The sequence below is a fragment of the Micromonospora sp. NPDC049282 genome (assembly GCF_043197045.1).
Classification (GTDB): Bacteria; Actinomycetota; Actinomycetes; order Mycobacteriales; family Micromonosporaceae; genus Micromonospora.
In genome coordinates this window covers 340,408-356,827 of sequence record NZ_JBICSL010000004.1, presented here as the reverse complement: position 1 = coordinate 356,827, position 16,420 = coordinate 340,408, and the positions used below count along the sequence as shown (strand labels likewise).

The following is a 16,420-nucleotide window of genomic DNA, read 5'->3' as shown; positions in this document are numbered from 1 at the left end:
GTCCGGGTGTCGAGAATCAGATCCAGCCGGCGTCCTGGGCGCGCTGCACCGCCTCCCACCGGTTCCGCCCGCCGGCCTTGCGCAGCAGGCTGGACAGGTGGTTGCGGACGGTGCCCGGGGCGAGGTGCAGCACCTCGGCGATCTCCCGGCTCGGCAGGCCCTTCGCGGCGACGGCGGCCACCTCGCGTTCCCGGTCGCTGAGCGGGTTGACCACGGTGTCCAGGGCGGCGAGCGCGGTCACCGGGTCGGTGGTGCGGCGTCCCTCGGCGACCGCTCGTAGCCGGGCGAGCATCTCCTCCGGCGGCACGTCCTTGGCGACGACCGCGCGGGCGCGCAGTCGCATCGCCGAGCGCAATACCCGGGCCGTCGGCCGGTCCGTCAGCACCACGACCGCGCAGTCCGGCACCGCGGCGCGCAGCGCCGGCACCACCGTGGACATCTCGTTCTCCGCGGTGAGGTCGACCAGGGCGAGGTCGGGACGGGAGCCGGCGAGGCGGCACATGTCGTCGGGATCGGCGGCGCACTCCCGTACCACCTCGAAGTCGCCTGCCGCCGCGACCACCCCGGCCACGAGCGTGCGGCACAACCCCGGTTCGCCGAGCACGGCGACCCGGACCGCCGGCGCCCGTCCGGGTGAGGATTCGCGTGGAGTATCACTCACGGGATCACTCTGCCCGACGCGGCGTCACCGGTAACCCCCCTCGCCGGGACATTCCCGACGGTCCCGGCATGTGGGCAGGTTCTCCGTCGATCGGTTCGGCGCATCCGGCCGGTCGCGGCGCAATCAGCGGGCGAGCGCGGCGGCCAGCCGGCGGACCGCCTCGTCCATCTGCTCCGGCGGGGCGGCGGCGTAGGTGAGACGCAGGTGCGGCGCCGGCGGCTCGGCGGCGTGCCGCCGCGGGGCACGTCGCGCGGGACCAGCGACGGCAGGTGCCGGTTCAGCGCCGGGAGCAGCGCACCCGCGGCGGCAACGCGCGACCGCGCGGGTACGCCCAGGCCCACCCCGGACCGGCCGCCCAGCGGTGGTGATCCCACCGCCATGGGAACACCGCGGGATCCGCCTGGGCCGGCGCCCGGTCGCCTGCTCAAGGGGCCGCCCGTGCTTGACCCGCCTTGCGCCGGAACCTAAACTAACTAGCTGTTAACGCTAACAGCGGCGTCAGTCGATGAGGGCCGACGGGTCATTGACGCCGGGGTCAAGGGCAGTCCCCAGGGCGACGCTGGAGGGGCGGTGCCGACCGGTCCGGACCGGACCGGGGCGCGCGCGTATCACCACCACCAGCCAGGAGGACGCAGAATGACGCACGACCAGAATGGGCCGGTCAGCGGCGAGCGGCGATTGCTGAGCCGGAGAGCCGTCCTGATGACGATGGGGGCCGTGCCGGTCTCGGCAGCGGCGACCACGCTGCTGGGAGCCACCGGAGCTTCGGCCGCGCCGGCGACCATCAACCTGTCGGCGCAGCGGCAGACGATCAAGGGCTACGGCGCCATGACCCACGCGGCCTGGATCGGCGACCTGACGGCCGCCCAGCGGGAGACGGCGTTCGGCACCGGCGAGGGGCGGCTGGGCTTCTCCATCCTGCGGATTCCCGTTGGCGAGAGCTCGGCTGACTTCGGCCGTGACCTCGCGACGGCGAAGCGCGCGGCCGAACTGGGGGTGACCGTCTTCGCCTCGCCGTGGAACCCGCCCGCCAGCATGATCGAGACCTTCACCCGCGGCAGCCAGACCAACGCGAAGCGGCTCCGCTCCAGCTCGTACGCCGCCTATGCGCAGCACCTCAACGACTTCACCACGTACATGCGCAACAACGGGGTGTCCCTGTACAGCATCTCCGTGCAGAACGAGCCCGACTACGCACACGACTGGACGTGGTGGACCTCCGCCGAGATGGTCAGGTTCCTGCGGGAGAACGCCGGCTCGATCAGCACCCGGGTCATGGCGCCCGAGTCGTTTCAGTACATCAAGTCCATGTCCGACCCGATTCTCAACGACCCCACGGCGCTGGCCAACGTGGACATCATCGGGGCCCACCTCTACGGGACGTCGTACTCGAACTTCCCGTACCCCCTCTTCAAGCAGAAGGGTGCGGGCAAAGAGCTGTGGATGACCGAGGTCTACTACCCGAACAGCAACGCCAACTCGGGCGACGCCTGGCCCGAGGCGCTCGACGTGGGCGAGCACATCCACCGCGCCATGGTGGACGCCGAGTTCCAGGCGTACGTCTGGTGGTATCTGCGGCGCAGCTACGGCCCCATGCGGGAGGACGGTCAGGTCAGCAAGCGTGGTGCCATGATGGCCCACTTCGCCCGGTTCGTCCGGCCCGGCTACACCCGGATCGACGCGACGGCGAACCCGGCGTCGAACGTCTACGTCTCGGCGTACCGGGGCGGCAACACCGTCGTCATCGTCGCCGTCAACAAGAACACCTCCTCGGTGAGCCAGCAGTTCACCCTGTCGGGCACCACCGCTTCCGGCAGCGTCTCGAACTGGCTGACCGACGCGAGCCGGACCGTCGCGCCCCAGGGCGCGCTCACCATGTCGAACGGCTCCCTCACCGTCACCCTGCCCGCCCGAAGCATCATGACCTTCGTGACCAGCACGAACGACGCTCCGCCGCCCACCCCGACCCCGACCCCGACCCCGACCCCCACGCCCACCGTCACCCCGACCCCGGGTGGGGGCACGGGTCCCCGGGTCGCCTACACGATGAACTCCTGGGGCTCCGGCTTCACGGCCAGCATCGACATCACCAACACCGGCACCTCGGCGATCAACGGCTGGACGTTGGCCTTCAACCTGCCCTCGGGCCAGTCGATCACCTCGGGCTGGGGTGCCACCTACTCGCCGTCCAGCGGTCAGGTGAGCGCCCGCAACGTCGACTACAACGCCGCGATCGCCCCCGGGGCCACCATCAACATCGGTTTCCAGGCCAACACCAGCGGCAACACCGCTGAGCCGACTGCCTTCACCCTCAACGGCGTCGCCTGCACGGTGGTCTGATCGTTGCGACGCAGGGCCACCCACCCTGGAGATTGACCAGAACCGAGTGCGGCCCCTCCGGCGACGGAGGGGCCGCACCCTTCTCATCGGGCGTGCCGGGGCATGCCCGGGCCGAACGCGACTGACGCGGGCGACGACTCATGTCTCTGCAAAAAACCTGCAAACGCCAACCCTTGCCCTGGGCGAAAGCGCTTTCTTACGATTGCGTCACATCGATGTTTCATTTGCGGGCCGGGCACCGCGAATGGAGGAACGCCGCTGGCGGCGCGCCTGATCGCGTCGCGGCAATTCACCTTTCCTGTTCGGCGACAGCCGGTCGATCCGGCATGCGCGAAAACGAAACGAGGCGTCAATGAGACGACCAGTCGCACTGCGACTTCAGGCCACGTTGGCCACGGCGGTGGTGGGGGTCGCGGTCGCCGTGGCCATGCCGACCCCGCAGGCGTCGGCGGCGGCCGGGACCGCCACCGGCTACGCGACCCAGAACGGCGGGACCACCGGCGGCGCGGGCGGGCAGACGGTACGCGCCACCACCGGGACCGCGATCCACACCGCGCTCTGCAACCGGGCCAGCAGCAGCACCCCGATCATCATCGAGGTCTCCGGGACCATCAACCACGGCAACACCGCCAAGGTGTCGGGTTCGAGCTGCAACACCGCGGCCGGCGTGATCGAGCTGAAGCAGATCAGCAACGTCACCATCATCGGGGTGGGCGGCGGTGCGGTCTTCGACCAGCTCGGCATCCACATCCGAGACTCGCGCAACATCATCATCCAGAACGTCACGGTGCGGAACGTGAAGAAGTCGGGCTCGCCCACCTCCAACGGCGGCGACGCCATCGGCATGGAGAGCACGGTCCGCAACATCTGGGTGGACCACGTCACGCTGGAGGCGTCGGGCGGCGAGGCGGAGGGCTTCGACGGCCTGTTCGACATGAAGGACGACACCCAGTACGTGACGTTGTCCTACAGCATCCTGCGCAACTCCGGCCGCGGCGGTCTCATCGGCTCCAGTGAGAGCGACCGGTCGAACGGCTTCATCACGTTCGACCACAACCTCTACGAGAACATCGACTCCCGCACGCCGCTGCTGCGCGGCGGTGTCGCGCACATGTACAACAACCACTACTCCGGCCTGCACGAGTCCGGCATCAACTCCCGCGCCGGCGCCCGGGCCAAGGTGGAGAACAACTACTTCCGCAACTCCAAGGACGTGCTCGGCACGTTCTACACCAACGAGCGCGGCACCTGGCAGGTCAGCGGCAACATCTTCGACAACGTGACCTGGTCGGCCGCGGGTAACGAGAACTACCCGGCCGGGCCGAACCCGACGTCCACCACCACCGTCAGCATTCCCTACTCGTACCGACTGGACGGCGCGAGCTGCGTGCCGGACATCGTCCGGCAGACGGCGGGCGCCAACACCGGCCTGCGGGTGTCGGACGGCAACTGCACGCCGCAGTCCCCGCCGCCCACCACGGCGACGCCGACCACGCCCGCGCCGACCACGCCGCCGCCGACGACCACCAGCCCGCCGCCGACCGGCGGGACCAACCTGAGCCTCGCCTCGGGCGCCGGCGCCGACGGCTCCAGCAAGGCCGACGGCACCAGCTACGGCAACGTGCGCGACGGCAACCTGAGCACCTGGTGGTCGCCGTCCGGGTCCACCGGCACCATCTCGATCAAGTGGGGCTCGGCCACCACGGTGTCGCGAGTGGTCATCCGCGAGCCGTCCGGCACCCAGGGTTCGATCGGGTCCTGGCAGCTCGTCAACAACGACACCGGCGCCGTGCTGGCCTCCGGCAGCGGGGCGGGCGCCACCAGCTTCGCCGCCACCTCACTCAAAAAGATCAACTTCAAGATCAACAGCTCGAACGGTACGCCGAAGGTCGGCGAGTTCGAGACGTACGCCGGCTGACCGGCGGAACGAAGGCGGGGGCGGCCGTTTCGGCCGCCCCCGCCTCCGCGTGTCCCTCCGTCAGAGGGTGAGCACGACGTGGCGATGTGCTCGCCCCTTGCTGACGTTGTGCGGCGAAGCCGTCAGCGCTGGAGGGTCAGCAGGCCCGGCCGGTAGGGCAGCAGGCCGTAGTCGCCGCCGGAGTTGGGGGAACGGCCCTGGTAGAGCAGTTGCAGGTTGCAGGGGTCGACGGTGAAGGTCTGGTCCGCGGTGGTGCGGATCAGTTCGCCGTGGCTGATGTCGTTGGTCCAGGTGGCGCCGCTGTTGGCCTTGCCCGCGAACGGGTTGCTCTCGGTGGCGGCGTTCGGGGTCCACGAGCCGCCCAGGCTGGTGGCGGTGAAGGAGCGGAAGTAGCGGCCCTGGGAGCCGATGGCCTCGACGATCATGAGGTATCGGGTCTGACCCTGCAGCTTGTAGACCTGCACGGCCTCGAACAGGTTGTTCGTGCTGTCGCTCATGATGGTGGTGTAGTTGGAGCCGAAGTTGCCGGGGAAGTTCCCGATCGGCATGCTGGCGCGGTAGATCTTGCCGTTGTCACCGGCGAAGAACAGGTACATGTTCTGGTCGTCGGCGATGACGGTCTGGTCGATCGGGCCGGTGCCGGAGCCGGAGATGCTGCCGGTGAACAGCGGCTGCGCCGACGACCAGCCGTTGGGGTTGGTCGGGTCGCTCGACGTCTTGTAGGAGAACGCGGTTGGCCCCCACTGGTAGGTGAGCACCCAGATGTTGCGCGGGGCGAAGTAGAACAACGTCGGCGCGACGGTGCCCTGCGACATGCCGTTCTGGCTGGCCGAGGCCATCTCCGACCAGTTCGAGAACAGACCGAAGTTCATCGACCCCCACGACGAGCCGGTGTTGTGCGTGGTGGCGTAGACCAGGTGCTTGCCGTTGTAGGGGGCGACGGTGAAGTCCTTCAGCGACACCCAACCCGACTTCGGCTGCGCCAGCGCGCCGGTCGAGGACCACCGGTAGCTCGACGGCAGGTTGCACGTGCCGGTCGGCGGCGGCGTGGTCGTCGGCGTCGGGCCGGGCGTGGGCGAGTTCGTCGGCGACGTGGTCGGCGAGCTGGTCGGCGACGTGGTCGGAGTGGTGCCGCCGGTGCAGGTGACCCCGTTGAGCGCGAAGCTGGTGGGGGCGGGGTTGCTGCTGGTCCAGGCGCCGTTGAAGCCGAACGAGACGGTCCCGTTGGTGGGGATGGCGCCGTTGTAGCTGACGTTCTTCGCGGTGACCGCGGCGCCGCTCTGGGTCACGGTGGCGTTCCAGGCCTGGGTGACGGTCTGGCCGGCGCCGTAGTTCCAGTTCAGCGTCCAGCTCGACAGCGCGTCACCGAGGTTGGTGATGGCGACCTCGGCGCCGAAACCGCCGCCCCACTGCGACGACACGGTGTACTTCACCGAACAGCCGGCTGCTGCGGCACCGGCCGGCAGCGCCGCGACGACCCCCGTGGTGGCCAGCAGCACGGCACCGGCCGAGGCCAGGCCGACATTGGCGGCCCTGAATCTAGGCATAACGCTTCCTCCTGTGGTGGTGGCGGCCCGTGCACTCGCTGAGGTGATTGTGTTGTGAACGCTAACAGCCGCATCAGGCATGTTACGGGAGCGCTCCCATGCGCTCAATGGGCGAAATTTCGAGATGACGAGGCCCGATACCCGGCCGGTCGAGCATGAGGCCGGCGGTGGACATAAGCGACAGCGCGCCGCTGCCTTTACGATCAACAGAAAGCGGGGTGGGTCAGGGAGCGGTGCAGGGGGTGCCGTCGGCGGTGCAGGACTCCGGGCCGTTGTGCAGGGGATCCGGGTCGCGGACGTCGAACCGGATGGTGGTCGACCCGCCGGGCGGCAACTCGGCGCCGGTGAACGTCACCACCGAGCCGTCCTGCGCCGCCTCGGCCCCGTCGACCGAACCCACCGTGGCGCCGTCGCCGATCGTCACGGTCACCGTCCACTCCGGGCGGGGCGCCGGGCCGGGGTTGCGCAGCACCACCTCGCCCCGATAGCCGAACACCCGGTCGGTGACCGTCTGGTAGGTCGCGGTCAACGGGACGGCGGCGGGCGGCGTCGGGCTCGGCGTACGGCTGGGGGAGCGGGACACCGACGGCGAGGGGGAGGCGCTGCGGCGGCTGGCGCTCGGCGTGGGCCGGGCGGTCGTGGGCCGCGGCGACGCGCTGGTGGTGGCGGGCATGACCAGCGGCGGCGCGGATGGGGGCGGCCCGGCCGGGGCGGGTGGGGTGTCCCGGGTCGCCCACAGCACTGCGCCGGTGGCGGTGGCGGTGGCGAGCACCGTCACCACGCCGGCGATCAGCAGGACCCGCTTGCGGGACCGGCCACGACTCGCGACGAGCAGGGGGACGATCGGCAGTTCCGCGGTCAGCCCGCCCTCGGCGCGGCGCAGGTCCACCTCCTGGAAGGCCAGCCAGTCCAGGATCGCCGGCAGCCGCCCGGTCAGCGCCCGCTCGTGCTGCTCGGCGCGGGCGTCCGCGTCCCAGTCACCCTCCTCCAGGACCTCGCGTACGGAGAGCCGGGCGCCGTGCGCGGTCGGGTGGAGATCGCAGGCCAGGCGGGTGGCCCGGCCGGCTTCCCGGCACCGCACCACCAGCCGCCGTGGGGCGCGCAGCTCGACCAGTTCCACCTCGGTGTCGGCGTCGTAGCCGGGCAGCGCAGCGGTCGCCAGGATCCAGCGGTCGTCCTGTGGCGTGCTGTCGGCGAACCACTTGGCCAGCAGGACCCGCTCGGTCAACGCCTGCCAGACGCGGGCGGGCGGGTGGAACAGGTCGACCTCGGTGGCGATCTCGATCACGCGGAGACTCTAGGGCCTGTGTCAAGGCGGGCAGCGGTCACTCCGACCCGCCGTCGTGCCACCGCGCCCGCCAGGCGGCCTCGCTCTCCTCGGCGCTGATCCGCTCCTGGTGCACCACCCGCCGCAGCGCGGCGCGCTCGTCCGCGAAGACCACCAGCTCGACCGCGACCAGCGCCACGCAGATGACGGTGAGCAGGGCGAGCGCGCCGAGCGCCGGCAGGCGCCGGCCGAACGGCAGCGCCACCGCCAGCACCACCAGGGTGCCGACCCGGGTCCACGACAGCGTCCGCAGCGTGCGCCACTGGAACGCCACGTTGGCGGCGAGGTAGACCATCACGCCGACGAACAGCAGCGGCACGGCCGGGCCGTGGCCTCGTTCCGCCACGCCGCCGACCGGGTCGGTGACGGTCCGGACCAGCTCCTCGGCGCCGAGCGCGAACAGGATCACCCCGGCGATCATCGGTAGGTAGAGGTAGGCGTACGCGTCGCGGGCCATGGCCACCCGCGGATGGCCCTTGGCGGCGTGCAGCGCGATCCGGGCGGCCGGTCCGATCATGTCGAAGTGCACCCACCAGAGCGCGGCGGTGAACAGGATCCCGCAGACCGCCGCCGGGATGGCCGGCCAGGTCACCGGCTTGCCGAGCAGGTTGCCGCCGACTCCGACCGAGATGACCGACTCACCCAGCGCGATGATCAGGATCAGGTCGTACCGTTCGGTCCAGTGCTCGGCGGAGGTGATCTTCCAGCCGTCGGTGCCGGCCAGCACGCCGCTGCTGTACTGCACCGCGACGACGGCGATCCACAGCCCGTCCCGCAGCCACGGCCCGGTCTGTGGGTCGACGTGCGGGGGTAACAGTGCGGCCACCAACAGCAGGCAGGTCGAGAGCAGCACCTCGGGCAGGAACAGCCACACCTTGCGCCGCGCCGGTGGATCGTCGCGCGTGGCGTACCAGTAGAGCGACGTGTGCACGATCCGGATCACCACGTAGCTGACCGTGACCAGGATCGGGCCGGCGGCTCCCTGGCCCAGGTCACCGAAGGTCTGCGGCAGGGCCAGCGCGAACGTGAACAGCGCGATCATGCCGACCACCATGAGGATCGGCACGAAGCCCTCGCCCAGCCGCAGCCGGGCCGCCACCGCGCTGTGCACCACCCAGCACCACCACAGCACCGCGAGCACCAGCAGCGCGTGCAGCAGCTCCCGCACGGTCACGTTGGCGGCGGTGGCCCGGGTGATGATGAAGAAGGACACCACGAAGACGAGGTCGAAGAAGATCTCGAACTTGTCCACCCGGGTGGCGGGGGCGACCTGCGCCGCGGGCCCGAGCCCCTTGCGCCACCGGTCGCCGCCCACCGGCCGAGTGTGTCAGCCCAGCTCAGCCGCTATGCGGGATTTGCCGGGCAGTCCCCCGGCCGCCGGGGTGGCGTGGGCGAGCACGTCGCGCAGCACGTCGCGCAGCGGCGCGTCCGGGTGCTCGATCCAGTGCTGGGCGGCGACGCGGAGCGTGGCCAGGAACGTGGCCGCCAGCACCCGCGCCCGCAGGGGCACGTCGGGTCCGGTGAGCCGGCGGGCGATCTCCGCGGCCAGGTCCCGCTCGATGGCCGCGTACGCGCCGACCTGGTGGGCGACCAGGCTCGGGTGGCCGTGCAGCCGGCGGCGCCGGTTCAGCCAGGGTTCGGCCGGGTCGTCGTAGCTCTCGTCGGCCTGCAGCGCGGCGGCCCGGGTCAGCGCGGTCCAGGGCGGCAGCTCGGTCGGCTGCTCCGCGAACAGCTCCAGCAGTCGGCGCAGCCGCACCGTGTCGCCGTGGAAGAGCGCCTCCTCCTTGCCGGAGAAGTAGTTGGAGAACGTGCGCCGGGAGACGTTGACGGCGTCGGCGATGGCCTCGACGGTGACCCGGTCGGGGCCGTGCTCGACGGCCAGGCGCAGGGCGGCCTCGTGCAGCGCCAGGCGGGTGGCCGCCTTCTTCCGCTCCCGCAGGCCGGTGCACTCGTCCATGCCGGCCAGCGTACGTGATCCTTTTCTCAATGGGCAAACTTGCCTGATGAGCAAGATTTGTTGATGATTGCTCGAGGCAACCAAGCGGCCCCTATCCGACACACCTGGAGGACGCGCGATGAGCGCACCCACCGCGACGGCCGAGGCCGCGCCCATGAGCCGGCGGCAGACGCTGGAGGCACTCAGCGGGCTGCTGCTGGTGCTCTTCGTGGCCATGCTGAGCAGCACCGTCGTCTCCACCGCCCTGCCGAAGATCATCGGTGCGCTCAACGGCTCGCAGACGCAGTACACGTGGGTGGTCACCGCCACCCTGCTCACCGCCACGGCGACCACCCCGATCTGGGGCAAGCTCGCCGACCTGTTCAACAAGAAGCTGCTGATCCAGGTCGCCATCGTGGTCTTCCTGGCCGGCTCCGTCGCGGCCGGCTTCGCGCAGAGCGCCGGCCAGCTCATCGCCGCCCGGGCGTTCCAGGGCATCGGCGTGGGTGGCCTGCAGGCGTTGGTCCAGGTGGCCATCGCGGCCATGATCCCGCCGCGGGAGCGGGGTCGTTACAACGGCTACCTGGGCGGTGTCATGGCACTCGCCACGGTCGGCGGTCCGCTGCTCGGCGGCCTCATCGTCGACACCTCCTGGCTCGGCTGGCGCTGGTGCTTCTTCGTCGGCGTGCCGGTCGCGATCGTCGCGCTCTTCCTGCTCCAGATCACGCTGAACCTGCCCACCGTGCGCCGGCAGAACGTCAAGATCGACTATCTGGGCGCCGCGCTGATCGCGGCCGGGGTCAGCGTGCTGCTGATCTGGATCTCCTTCGTCGACGACTCGTTCGCCTGGCTCTCCTGGCAGACCGGCGCCATGGTCGGTGGCGCGGTGCTGCTGCTCGCGCTCGCCGTCTGGGTCGAGGCACGGGCCGCCGAGCCGGTGGTCCCGCTGGAGATCGTCCGCCAACGCACCACCGCGCTGGCCATCCTGGGCAGCCTCGCGGTGGGCATGGCGATGTTCGGCGGCGCGGTCTTCCTCGGCCAGTACTTCCAGATCGGCCGCGGCTACAGCCCGACCGAGGCCGGCCTGCTCACCATCCCGATGATGGCCGGCGTGCTGATCTCCTCGATCGTCGCCGGCCGGATGATCACCGCCAGCGGGAAGGTCAAGCCGTACATCGTGTTCGGTTCGATCGTGCTGGTCGCCGGCTTCGCCCTGCTCGGCACGATCGACCACGAGACCTCCCTGGTCATCGTCGGGGTGGCCATGTTCATCGTCGGCGTCGGCGTCGGCATGACCATGCAGAACCTGGTGCTCGCGGTGCAGAACACGGTCGCGCTCAAGGACATCGGCGCCGCCAGCGCCAGCGTCGCGTTCTTCCGCTCGCTCGGCGGCACCATCGGCGTGTCGGTGCTCGGCGCGATCCTGGCCCGGCGGGTCACCGACCGGATCACCCACGACCTCGCCGCGGCCGGCATCCCCACCTCCGGCAGCGGCGGCAGCAGCACGTTGAACCTCGACGCGCTGCCCGAGCCGGTGCGGCAGATCGTCCGGGCCGCGTACGGGGACGCGACCGGGCACATCTTCCTCATCTCGGCCGCCATCGCGGTGGTCGGCATCGTGGCGGCCCTGTTGCTGCGCCCGGTTACCCTTCGCTCCAGCCTCGATCTTCCGGACACCGGTCGATCGGTGGCGGTGGGCGCCGACGCGGTCGACGGGGCGCCCGCGTTCGACGGGGTGAGCGCCGACCAGGCCGGCCGGGAGGAACACGCCCGCCGCTGAGGCCGTACCCCAGGGCCGTCGCCGACCCGGCGGCGGCCCTGGTCCGTGCCGAGAGGCACCGAAGGAGGAGCCGTGCAGCTCACCAAGACCGCGTCCCCGCGGGCCGGCGCGCTGCGCCGGGCGGCCCGCGAACTGGCGCTGGTCGCCGTGCTCTTCCTCGCCTACAAGGCGGGCCGGCAACTGATCGCCGGGCGGGCCGGCACCGCGCTGGCCAACGGCGAGCGGATCTGGTGGCTGGAACGGCTGCTGCACCTGCCCGACGAGGCGCTGCTGCAGGCGCCGCTGCTGGCGCACGAGCTGCCGGTGCGGCTGGCCAACAGCTACTACGCCTACGTGCACTTCCCGGCCACGGTGCTCTGCCTGATCTGGCTCTACCTGCGCCGGCCGGCCCACTACCTGCGGCTGCGGCGGGCCCTCGCGGTGCTGACCGCCACGGCGCTGGTGCTGCACGTCTGCGTCCCGCTCGCGCCGCCGCGCCTGACCGCGCTCACCGGCATGGTGGACACCGGCCGCCTGTTCGGCCCCAGCGTCTACGGGCCACCGGAGGCCGACCAGCTCAGCAACCAGTACGCGGCCATGCCGTCGCTGCACGTCGGGTGGGCGCTGGCGGTGGCGCTGGCCCTGGTGGCGGTCACCGCCGGGCGGTGGCGCTGGCTCTGGCTGGCGCATCCGCTGGTCACCGCCGTGGTGGTGGTCGCCACCGGCAACCACTACTGGCTCGACGGGGTGGTCGCGGCGGTCCTGCTCGCGGTGATCCTGGCCGCGCTGCCCCGACCCGTACCGCCCGACCGGTCGCCGCCTCCGCCGGTGGCCGGGCCGCCGCGCCCGCACGTGGTGCCGGCACCGCGCCGCGCCGGCCGCCGCCGGACCACGAAGGTCCCGACGGCGGCCGACGCCCGGCTCCGGCCACCCGGCCGGGGCTGAGATCCGGCTCAGGAACGGACGGTGCAGACCGTGCCGTTGAGCCGGAACACGCCCGGCGGCACGTTCGGTCCGCTGTACGCGCCGACGAAGCCCGCGCTGGTGCTCCCGCCGTCGGCCGCGAGCCGGCGGTTGTCCGCGGTCGGGGTCACCCGGACCTCCGTGCCGGTCTGCGTCCAGGTGGCGTTCCAGCCGCTGCTCACCTGCTGCCACCCGGTCGGCCAGGTCCAGGTGAGCGTCCAGCCGTCCACCACGTCCGGGCCGGTGTTCACCACCTCGACGGTCGCCACGTACCCGTTGCCCCAGTCGGTGTCGTTGTGGAAGCGGACCGCGCAGCCGGCGGCGGCCGGGCTGCCGGTGGCGAACGTCAGCGGCGGGGACGACCAGGACACCCGGCCGGCGGTGTCCCGGGCCAGCACGTTGACCGTGTAGCGGGCGCCCGGTTCGAGGTTGCGCACGGTGAACGAGGTGCCGGCGGTCTCGCCGAGCTGCTCGCTGACCGCGCCGAACTGCCGGTACACCTCGTACTTGGCGATCGGCGCCGCGCCCGGGGTGGCCGCCGGCCACGCGAGGGTCGCCGCGCGGTCGGTCACCGCGCTCGCCGTCGGCCGCCCCGGAGCGCCGGGCCGCCCGGCGGAGCTGCCGGCCGGTCGCAGCACCAGCGTGGTCAGGGAGTACGGCGGCAGCGTGCGGGTGGTGGCGCTGCCCGAGCGGTCGGTGCTGACGCCGCTCGCGCCGTTGGTCAGCGTGTGCACCGTCGGCGCCTCGTCCGCCGGGGTGAAGCCGGCGTAGTCGACCGTCACCGGGTGGGCGGTGTTCGGGTCCTTGTTGAGCAACTGGACCGCGAGGCCGCCGTCCGGCCGGCGCACGGCGTGCGCGGTGACCAGCGGCTGGTCGGTGCCGGCGCGGACGAACTGGTCACCGGGCCGGGCGAAGAGGTTCATCATGGACAGTGCGTGGTAGGGCGCGAACGGCGTGTTGAACGCCGGCTGGCAGACGGCGCCGTCGCTGGTGCAGTTGCCGCTGGAGAGCAGCCCGAAGTCGCCGTAGTCGGTCTGTCCGGCCACCTCGGAGACGGTGCCGAGGCCGTTGTGCACGTTCCACCACTGCACCGTGAAGACGCCCTGTTCCAGCAGGCCACTGTAGGCGTCGGCGAGGAACAGCGCGCCGGGCTGGGTGTTCCGGCCGGCGTCGACGTTCAGCTCGGTGAGGCTGATCCCGATCCGGTCGGAGTCCGGGCCGGCGTACCGGGAGATCTGCTGGCGCAGCAGCCAGGCGGCGTCGGGCAGCTGGTTGGTACGGGTCAGCGACTCGGCCGCGGTGCCGCCCGGGTACCAGTGCACGTCCACGAAGTCGATCTTCGGTCCGGCCAGGGAGAGCACCGTGGAGTTCCACGGACCCGGGTCGGCGCCGGCGGTGATCCCGTCGGGCCAGTTGCCGGGCATGGTCAGCACCGCGCCGACCTTGACGCTCGGGTCGACCGCCTTCATCGCGTCGGCGTACTCGATCACCAGCTTGGCGTACTGGGTGGCGCTCTTGTCCGGGTGGTCGTCGGCCTCCCAGGCCGACCCGTAGTGGCCGTTGCCGTAGTTCTCGTTGCCGACGGTCCACCACTTCGCGCCGTAGCCCTTGGTGACGTTGGCGTACCGCACCCAGTCGGCCGCCTCGGCCGGCGTGCCGGTGCCGTAGTTGGCGATGATCATCGGTTGGGCGCCGACCCGGCGTGCCCCGGCCATGAACGTGTCGAAGTCGGTGTCCGGCGCGACGTAGCCACCGGGCGCGGTGTGCGTCTTCCAGTGGTAGATGTCGGCGTACGAGCCGCCGGGGTAGCGCAGCATCTTCACGCCGGCCGCCTTGAGCAGGTCGGACGTCTCGGTGCTGCCGAGTTTGGCGTCCCAGATGGCGTGGTTGACGCCGAGCGCGGTGTCCGGCACGGTGGCCAGCCCGGCGCGGGCGTTCACGGTCACCGTGACCGGGTCGACGGCGGCGCCGGCGGCGGGCGGTTCGACGGTGGCGAGCGTGGTGGTGACGAGCAGCAGGCTTGCCGCGTACGTGGTCCAGCGGCGCGCGCGGGGCAGGGATCTCCTCATGGGGGTTCCTTCGAGAGGCGGTGTTCCCGGGTCTTGTGCCGCCGTCCGCCCGGAGGCCTGCCGGCGCCCGGGTGCCCTGGGACGACGATCGGCTCCGCGTGCTGATCAGAATTCCACGCGTGACGCGCGGCGCTCAAGGCTTAATTTATAGATAGGAGTCTTTACTGTTAACAAGCTTTAATTTATGTTCGGGGCACCTTCCGTTCCCCCCGAAGGAGTTGCCACCATGCGTCGAAGAATCACCCTGCCCCTGCTCACCACCGGCGCGGTCACCGCCGCCCTGGCGCTCGCCGCGCCCGCGCAGGCCCACGGCTACGTCTCCTCGCCCGCCAGCCGCCAGGCGCTCTGCGCGCAGAACCGGGTGCCCGACTGCGGTCAGATCAGGTACGAGCCGCAGAGCGTCGAGGGACCCAAGGGTCTGAAGACCTGCCACGCCAACATCGCCCAGTTCGCGGTGCTCAACGACGACAGCCGCAACTGGCCGGCCACCTCGGTCGGCAGCACGGTGACGTTCACCTGGGTCAACACCGCCCGGCACGCCACCGCCAACTGGGAGTACTGGATCGGCGGCACCCGGGTCGCGGTCGTCGACGGCGGTGGCCGCCAGCCCGACGCCACCGTGTCGCACACCGTCAACCTGGGCGGCTTCTCCGGGCGGCAGAAGCTGCTCGCGGTCTGGAACATCTCCGACACCGCGAACGCGTTCTACTCCTGCGTCGACCTCCAGATCGGCGGCGGGGGCGGCAACCCGACCCCCACCCCGTCGCCGACCCCGTCGCCCACGCGCACCGCCACGCCGTCGCCCACGCCCGCCCCGACCGGCACGCCCGCGCCGGGCGGCACCTGGGCCGCCGGCAAGGCGTACCAGGTCGGCGACACGGTGACCTACGCCGGCCGCGGCTACCGCTGCCGCCAGGCGCACACCGCGATCGCCGGCTGGGAGCCGCCGAACGTCCCGGCCCTCTGGCAGCAGCTCTGACCGCCGCCGGCGGCGGGACACCACCGGTGCCTCGGACCACCCCGGACACCTGTGAGGCTCCCGCCACCGGACGGGGCGCGTCGCGCGGCCGGCCGGTCCCGCCGGCCGCGCGACCCGTCCGCCCGCTCCCGATCGGAGGCTCCAGGATGCGCCGCCCGTCCGCCGCCACGCTGTCCGTGCTGCTCGTCGCCGTGCTGCTCGTCGCCGCCGGCTGCCGTGGCCGGGCGGCGTCACCCGCCGCGTCCCGCCCCGCCCCGTCCGCCGCCGAGACGACCAGCGGCATCGACGCGCTCTTCCTCGCCATGATGGTGGCGCACACCACGCAGACGCTGGCGATCGTCGACGCCGGTCTCGATCGGGTCACCGACCCGCAGGTCCGCACACTGATCGCCGCCGTCCGCGCCACCGAGACCGATGAGCTGGCCACCATGCGCGGCTGGCTGCGCGAGGCCGGGCCGTCCGCGGCGGCCGCCGCCGCCCGCCACGACCACACCGGACACAGCGACGCCGCCGCCGGCCTGGCCCGGCTGCGGGCCGCCCCGGCCGCCCACGTCGACCGGGTGCTGCTCGACGTGCTCACCGCGCACCAGCGCACCGCCGCCGCCCTGGCCCGCGCCCAGGTCACCGCCGGAACCAGCGATCGGGTACGCGATCTCGCCACCCGGATCGACCGCTCGCGCACGGCCGAGGTGGCGCTGATGGCGAAGCTGGGCGGGCCGCCGGCCTGACCCGCTCCGTCGGTCACGGACTCGGTACCCGACAAAGGCCGCACAAGCCGTGCCTGAGGGCCGCAAGTTCATGATCGACGAGGGCGGGTGGCGATTTCGGAGGGCATGACGTTCGTCACGCCGACGCTTGTCGGGATCCGGCCGGGACCGGGGACGGCCGGCACGCGGTGGCCGGCGAATCAGGTCGCATCGG

The 16,420-nt window shown here is 71.7% G+C and carries 12 protein-coding genes; 6 read left to right on the top strand and 6 right to left on the bottom strand.

What is annotated here, in order from left to right:
• Positions 1-16: 16 nt before the first annotated feature.
• A complete protein-coding gene (locus ACGFI2_RS10900) occupies positions 17-661 on the bottom strand; it encodes a DNA-binding response regulator (RefSeq protein ID WP_393514070.1) in 645 nt (214 codons plus the stop codon).
• A gap of 708 nt (positions 662-1,369) precedes the next feature.
• Between ACGFI2_RS10900 and ACGFI2_RS10895 the strand changes: the two genes are divergently transcribed.
• Complete coding sequence (locus ACGFI2_RS10895; RefSeq protein ID WP_393514154.1) at positions 1,370-3,001, top strand: cellulose binding domain-containing protein; 1,632 nt, start codon at positions 1,370-1,372, stop codon at positions 2,999-3,001.
• Positions 3,002-3,353: 352 nt separating this feature from the next.
• Positions 3,354-4,919: a polysaccharide lyase family 1 protein gene (locus tag ACGFI2_RS10890; RefSeq protein WP_393514067.1), complete on the top strand. Its 1,566-nt coding sequence runs from the start codon at positions 3,354-3,356 to the stop codon at positions 4,917-4,919.
• Between the two features lie 122 nt (positions 4,920-5,041).
• Here the strand turns inward: ACGFI2_RS10890 and ACGFI2_RS10885 are convergent, their stop codons facing one another.
• From ACGFI2_RS10885 to ACGFI2_RS10870, 4 genes are all read right to left on the bottom strand, one after another.
• The gene (locus ACGFI2_RS10885) at positions 5,042-6,466 is read right to left on the bottom strand and encodes a non-reducing end alpha-L-arabinofuranosidase family hydrolase (protein WP_393514064.1); all 1,425 of its coding nucleotides are present in this window, start codon (positions 6,464-6,466) and stop codon (positions 5,042-5,044) included.
• Between the two features lie 223 nt (positions 6,467-6,689).
• Positions 6,690-7,754: an SRPBCC domain-containing protein gene (locus ACGFI2_RS10880; RefSeq protein ID WP_393514061.1), complete on the bottom strand. Its 1,065-nt coding sequence runs from the start codon at positions 7,752-7,754 to the stop codon at positions 6,690-6,692.
• 37 nt (positions 7,755-7,791) lie between these two features.
• Entirely contained in the window at positions 7,792-9,108 is a 1,317-nt protein-coding gene (locus ACGFI2_RS10875; protein WP_393514058.1) for a low temperature requirement protein A, read from the bottom strand.
• Between the two features lie 12 nt (positions 9,109-9,120).
• A complete protein-coding gene (locus tag ACGFI2_RS10870; protein ID WP_393514055.1) occupies positions 9,121-9,750 on the bottom strand; it encodes a TetR/AcrR family transcriptional regulator in 630 nt (209 codons plus the stop codon).
• 118 nt (positions 9,751-9,868) lie between these two features.
• On the opposite strand from ACGFI2_RS10870, the gene ACGFI2_RS10865 reads away from it, so the two are divergent.
• Positions 9,869-11,509: an MDR family MFS transporter gene (locus ACGFI2_RS10865; protein ID WP_393514052.1), complete on the top strand. Its 1,641-nt coding sequence runs from the start codon at positions 9,869-9,871 to the stop codon at positions 11,507-11,509.
• 72 nt (positions 11,510-11,581) lie between these two features.
• Entirely contained in the window at positions 11,582-12,433 is an 852-nt protein-coding gene (locus ACGFI2_RS10860) for a phosphatase PAP2 family protein (protein ID WP_393514049.1), read from the top strand.
• Between the two features lie 8 nt (positions 12,434-12,441).
• Here the strand turns inward: ACGFI2_RS10860 and ACGFI2_RS10855 are convergent, their stop codons facing one another.
• Positions 12,442-14,520: a cellulose binding domain-containing protein gene (locus ACGFI2_RS10855; protein ID WP_393514046.1), complete on the bottom strand. Its 2,079-nt coding sequence runs from the start codon at positions 14,518-14,520 to the stop codon at positions 12,442-12,444.
• Between the two features lie 226 nt (positions 14,521-14,746).
• Here ACGFI2_RS10855 and ACGFI2_RS10850 point away from each other — a divergent pair, with 226 nt between their 5' ends.
• Positions 14,747-15,499 carry a lytic polysaccharide monooxygenase gene (locus tag ACGFI2_RS10850; protein ID WP_393514043.1) on the top strand — a complete coding sequence of 251 codons (753 nt, stop codon included), beginning with the start codon at positions 14,747-14,749 and terminating at the stop codon, positions 15,497-15,499.
• 146 nt (positions 15,500-15,645) lie between these two features.
• Positions 15,646-16,227 carry a DUF305 domain-containing protein gene (locus ACGFI2_RS10845; RefSeq protein WP_393514040.1) on the top strand — a complete coding sequence of 194 codons (582 nt, stop codon included), beginning with the start codon at positions 15,646-15,648 and terminating at the stop codon, positions 16,225-16,227.
• The last annotated feature ends 193 nt before the right edge of the window (positions 16,228-16,420 follow it).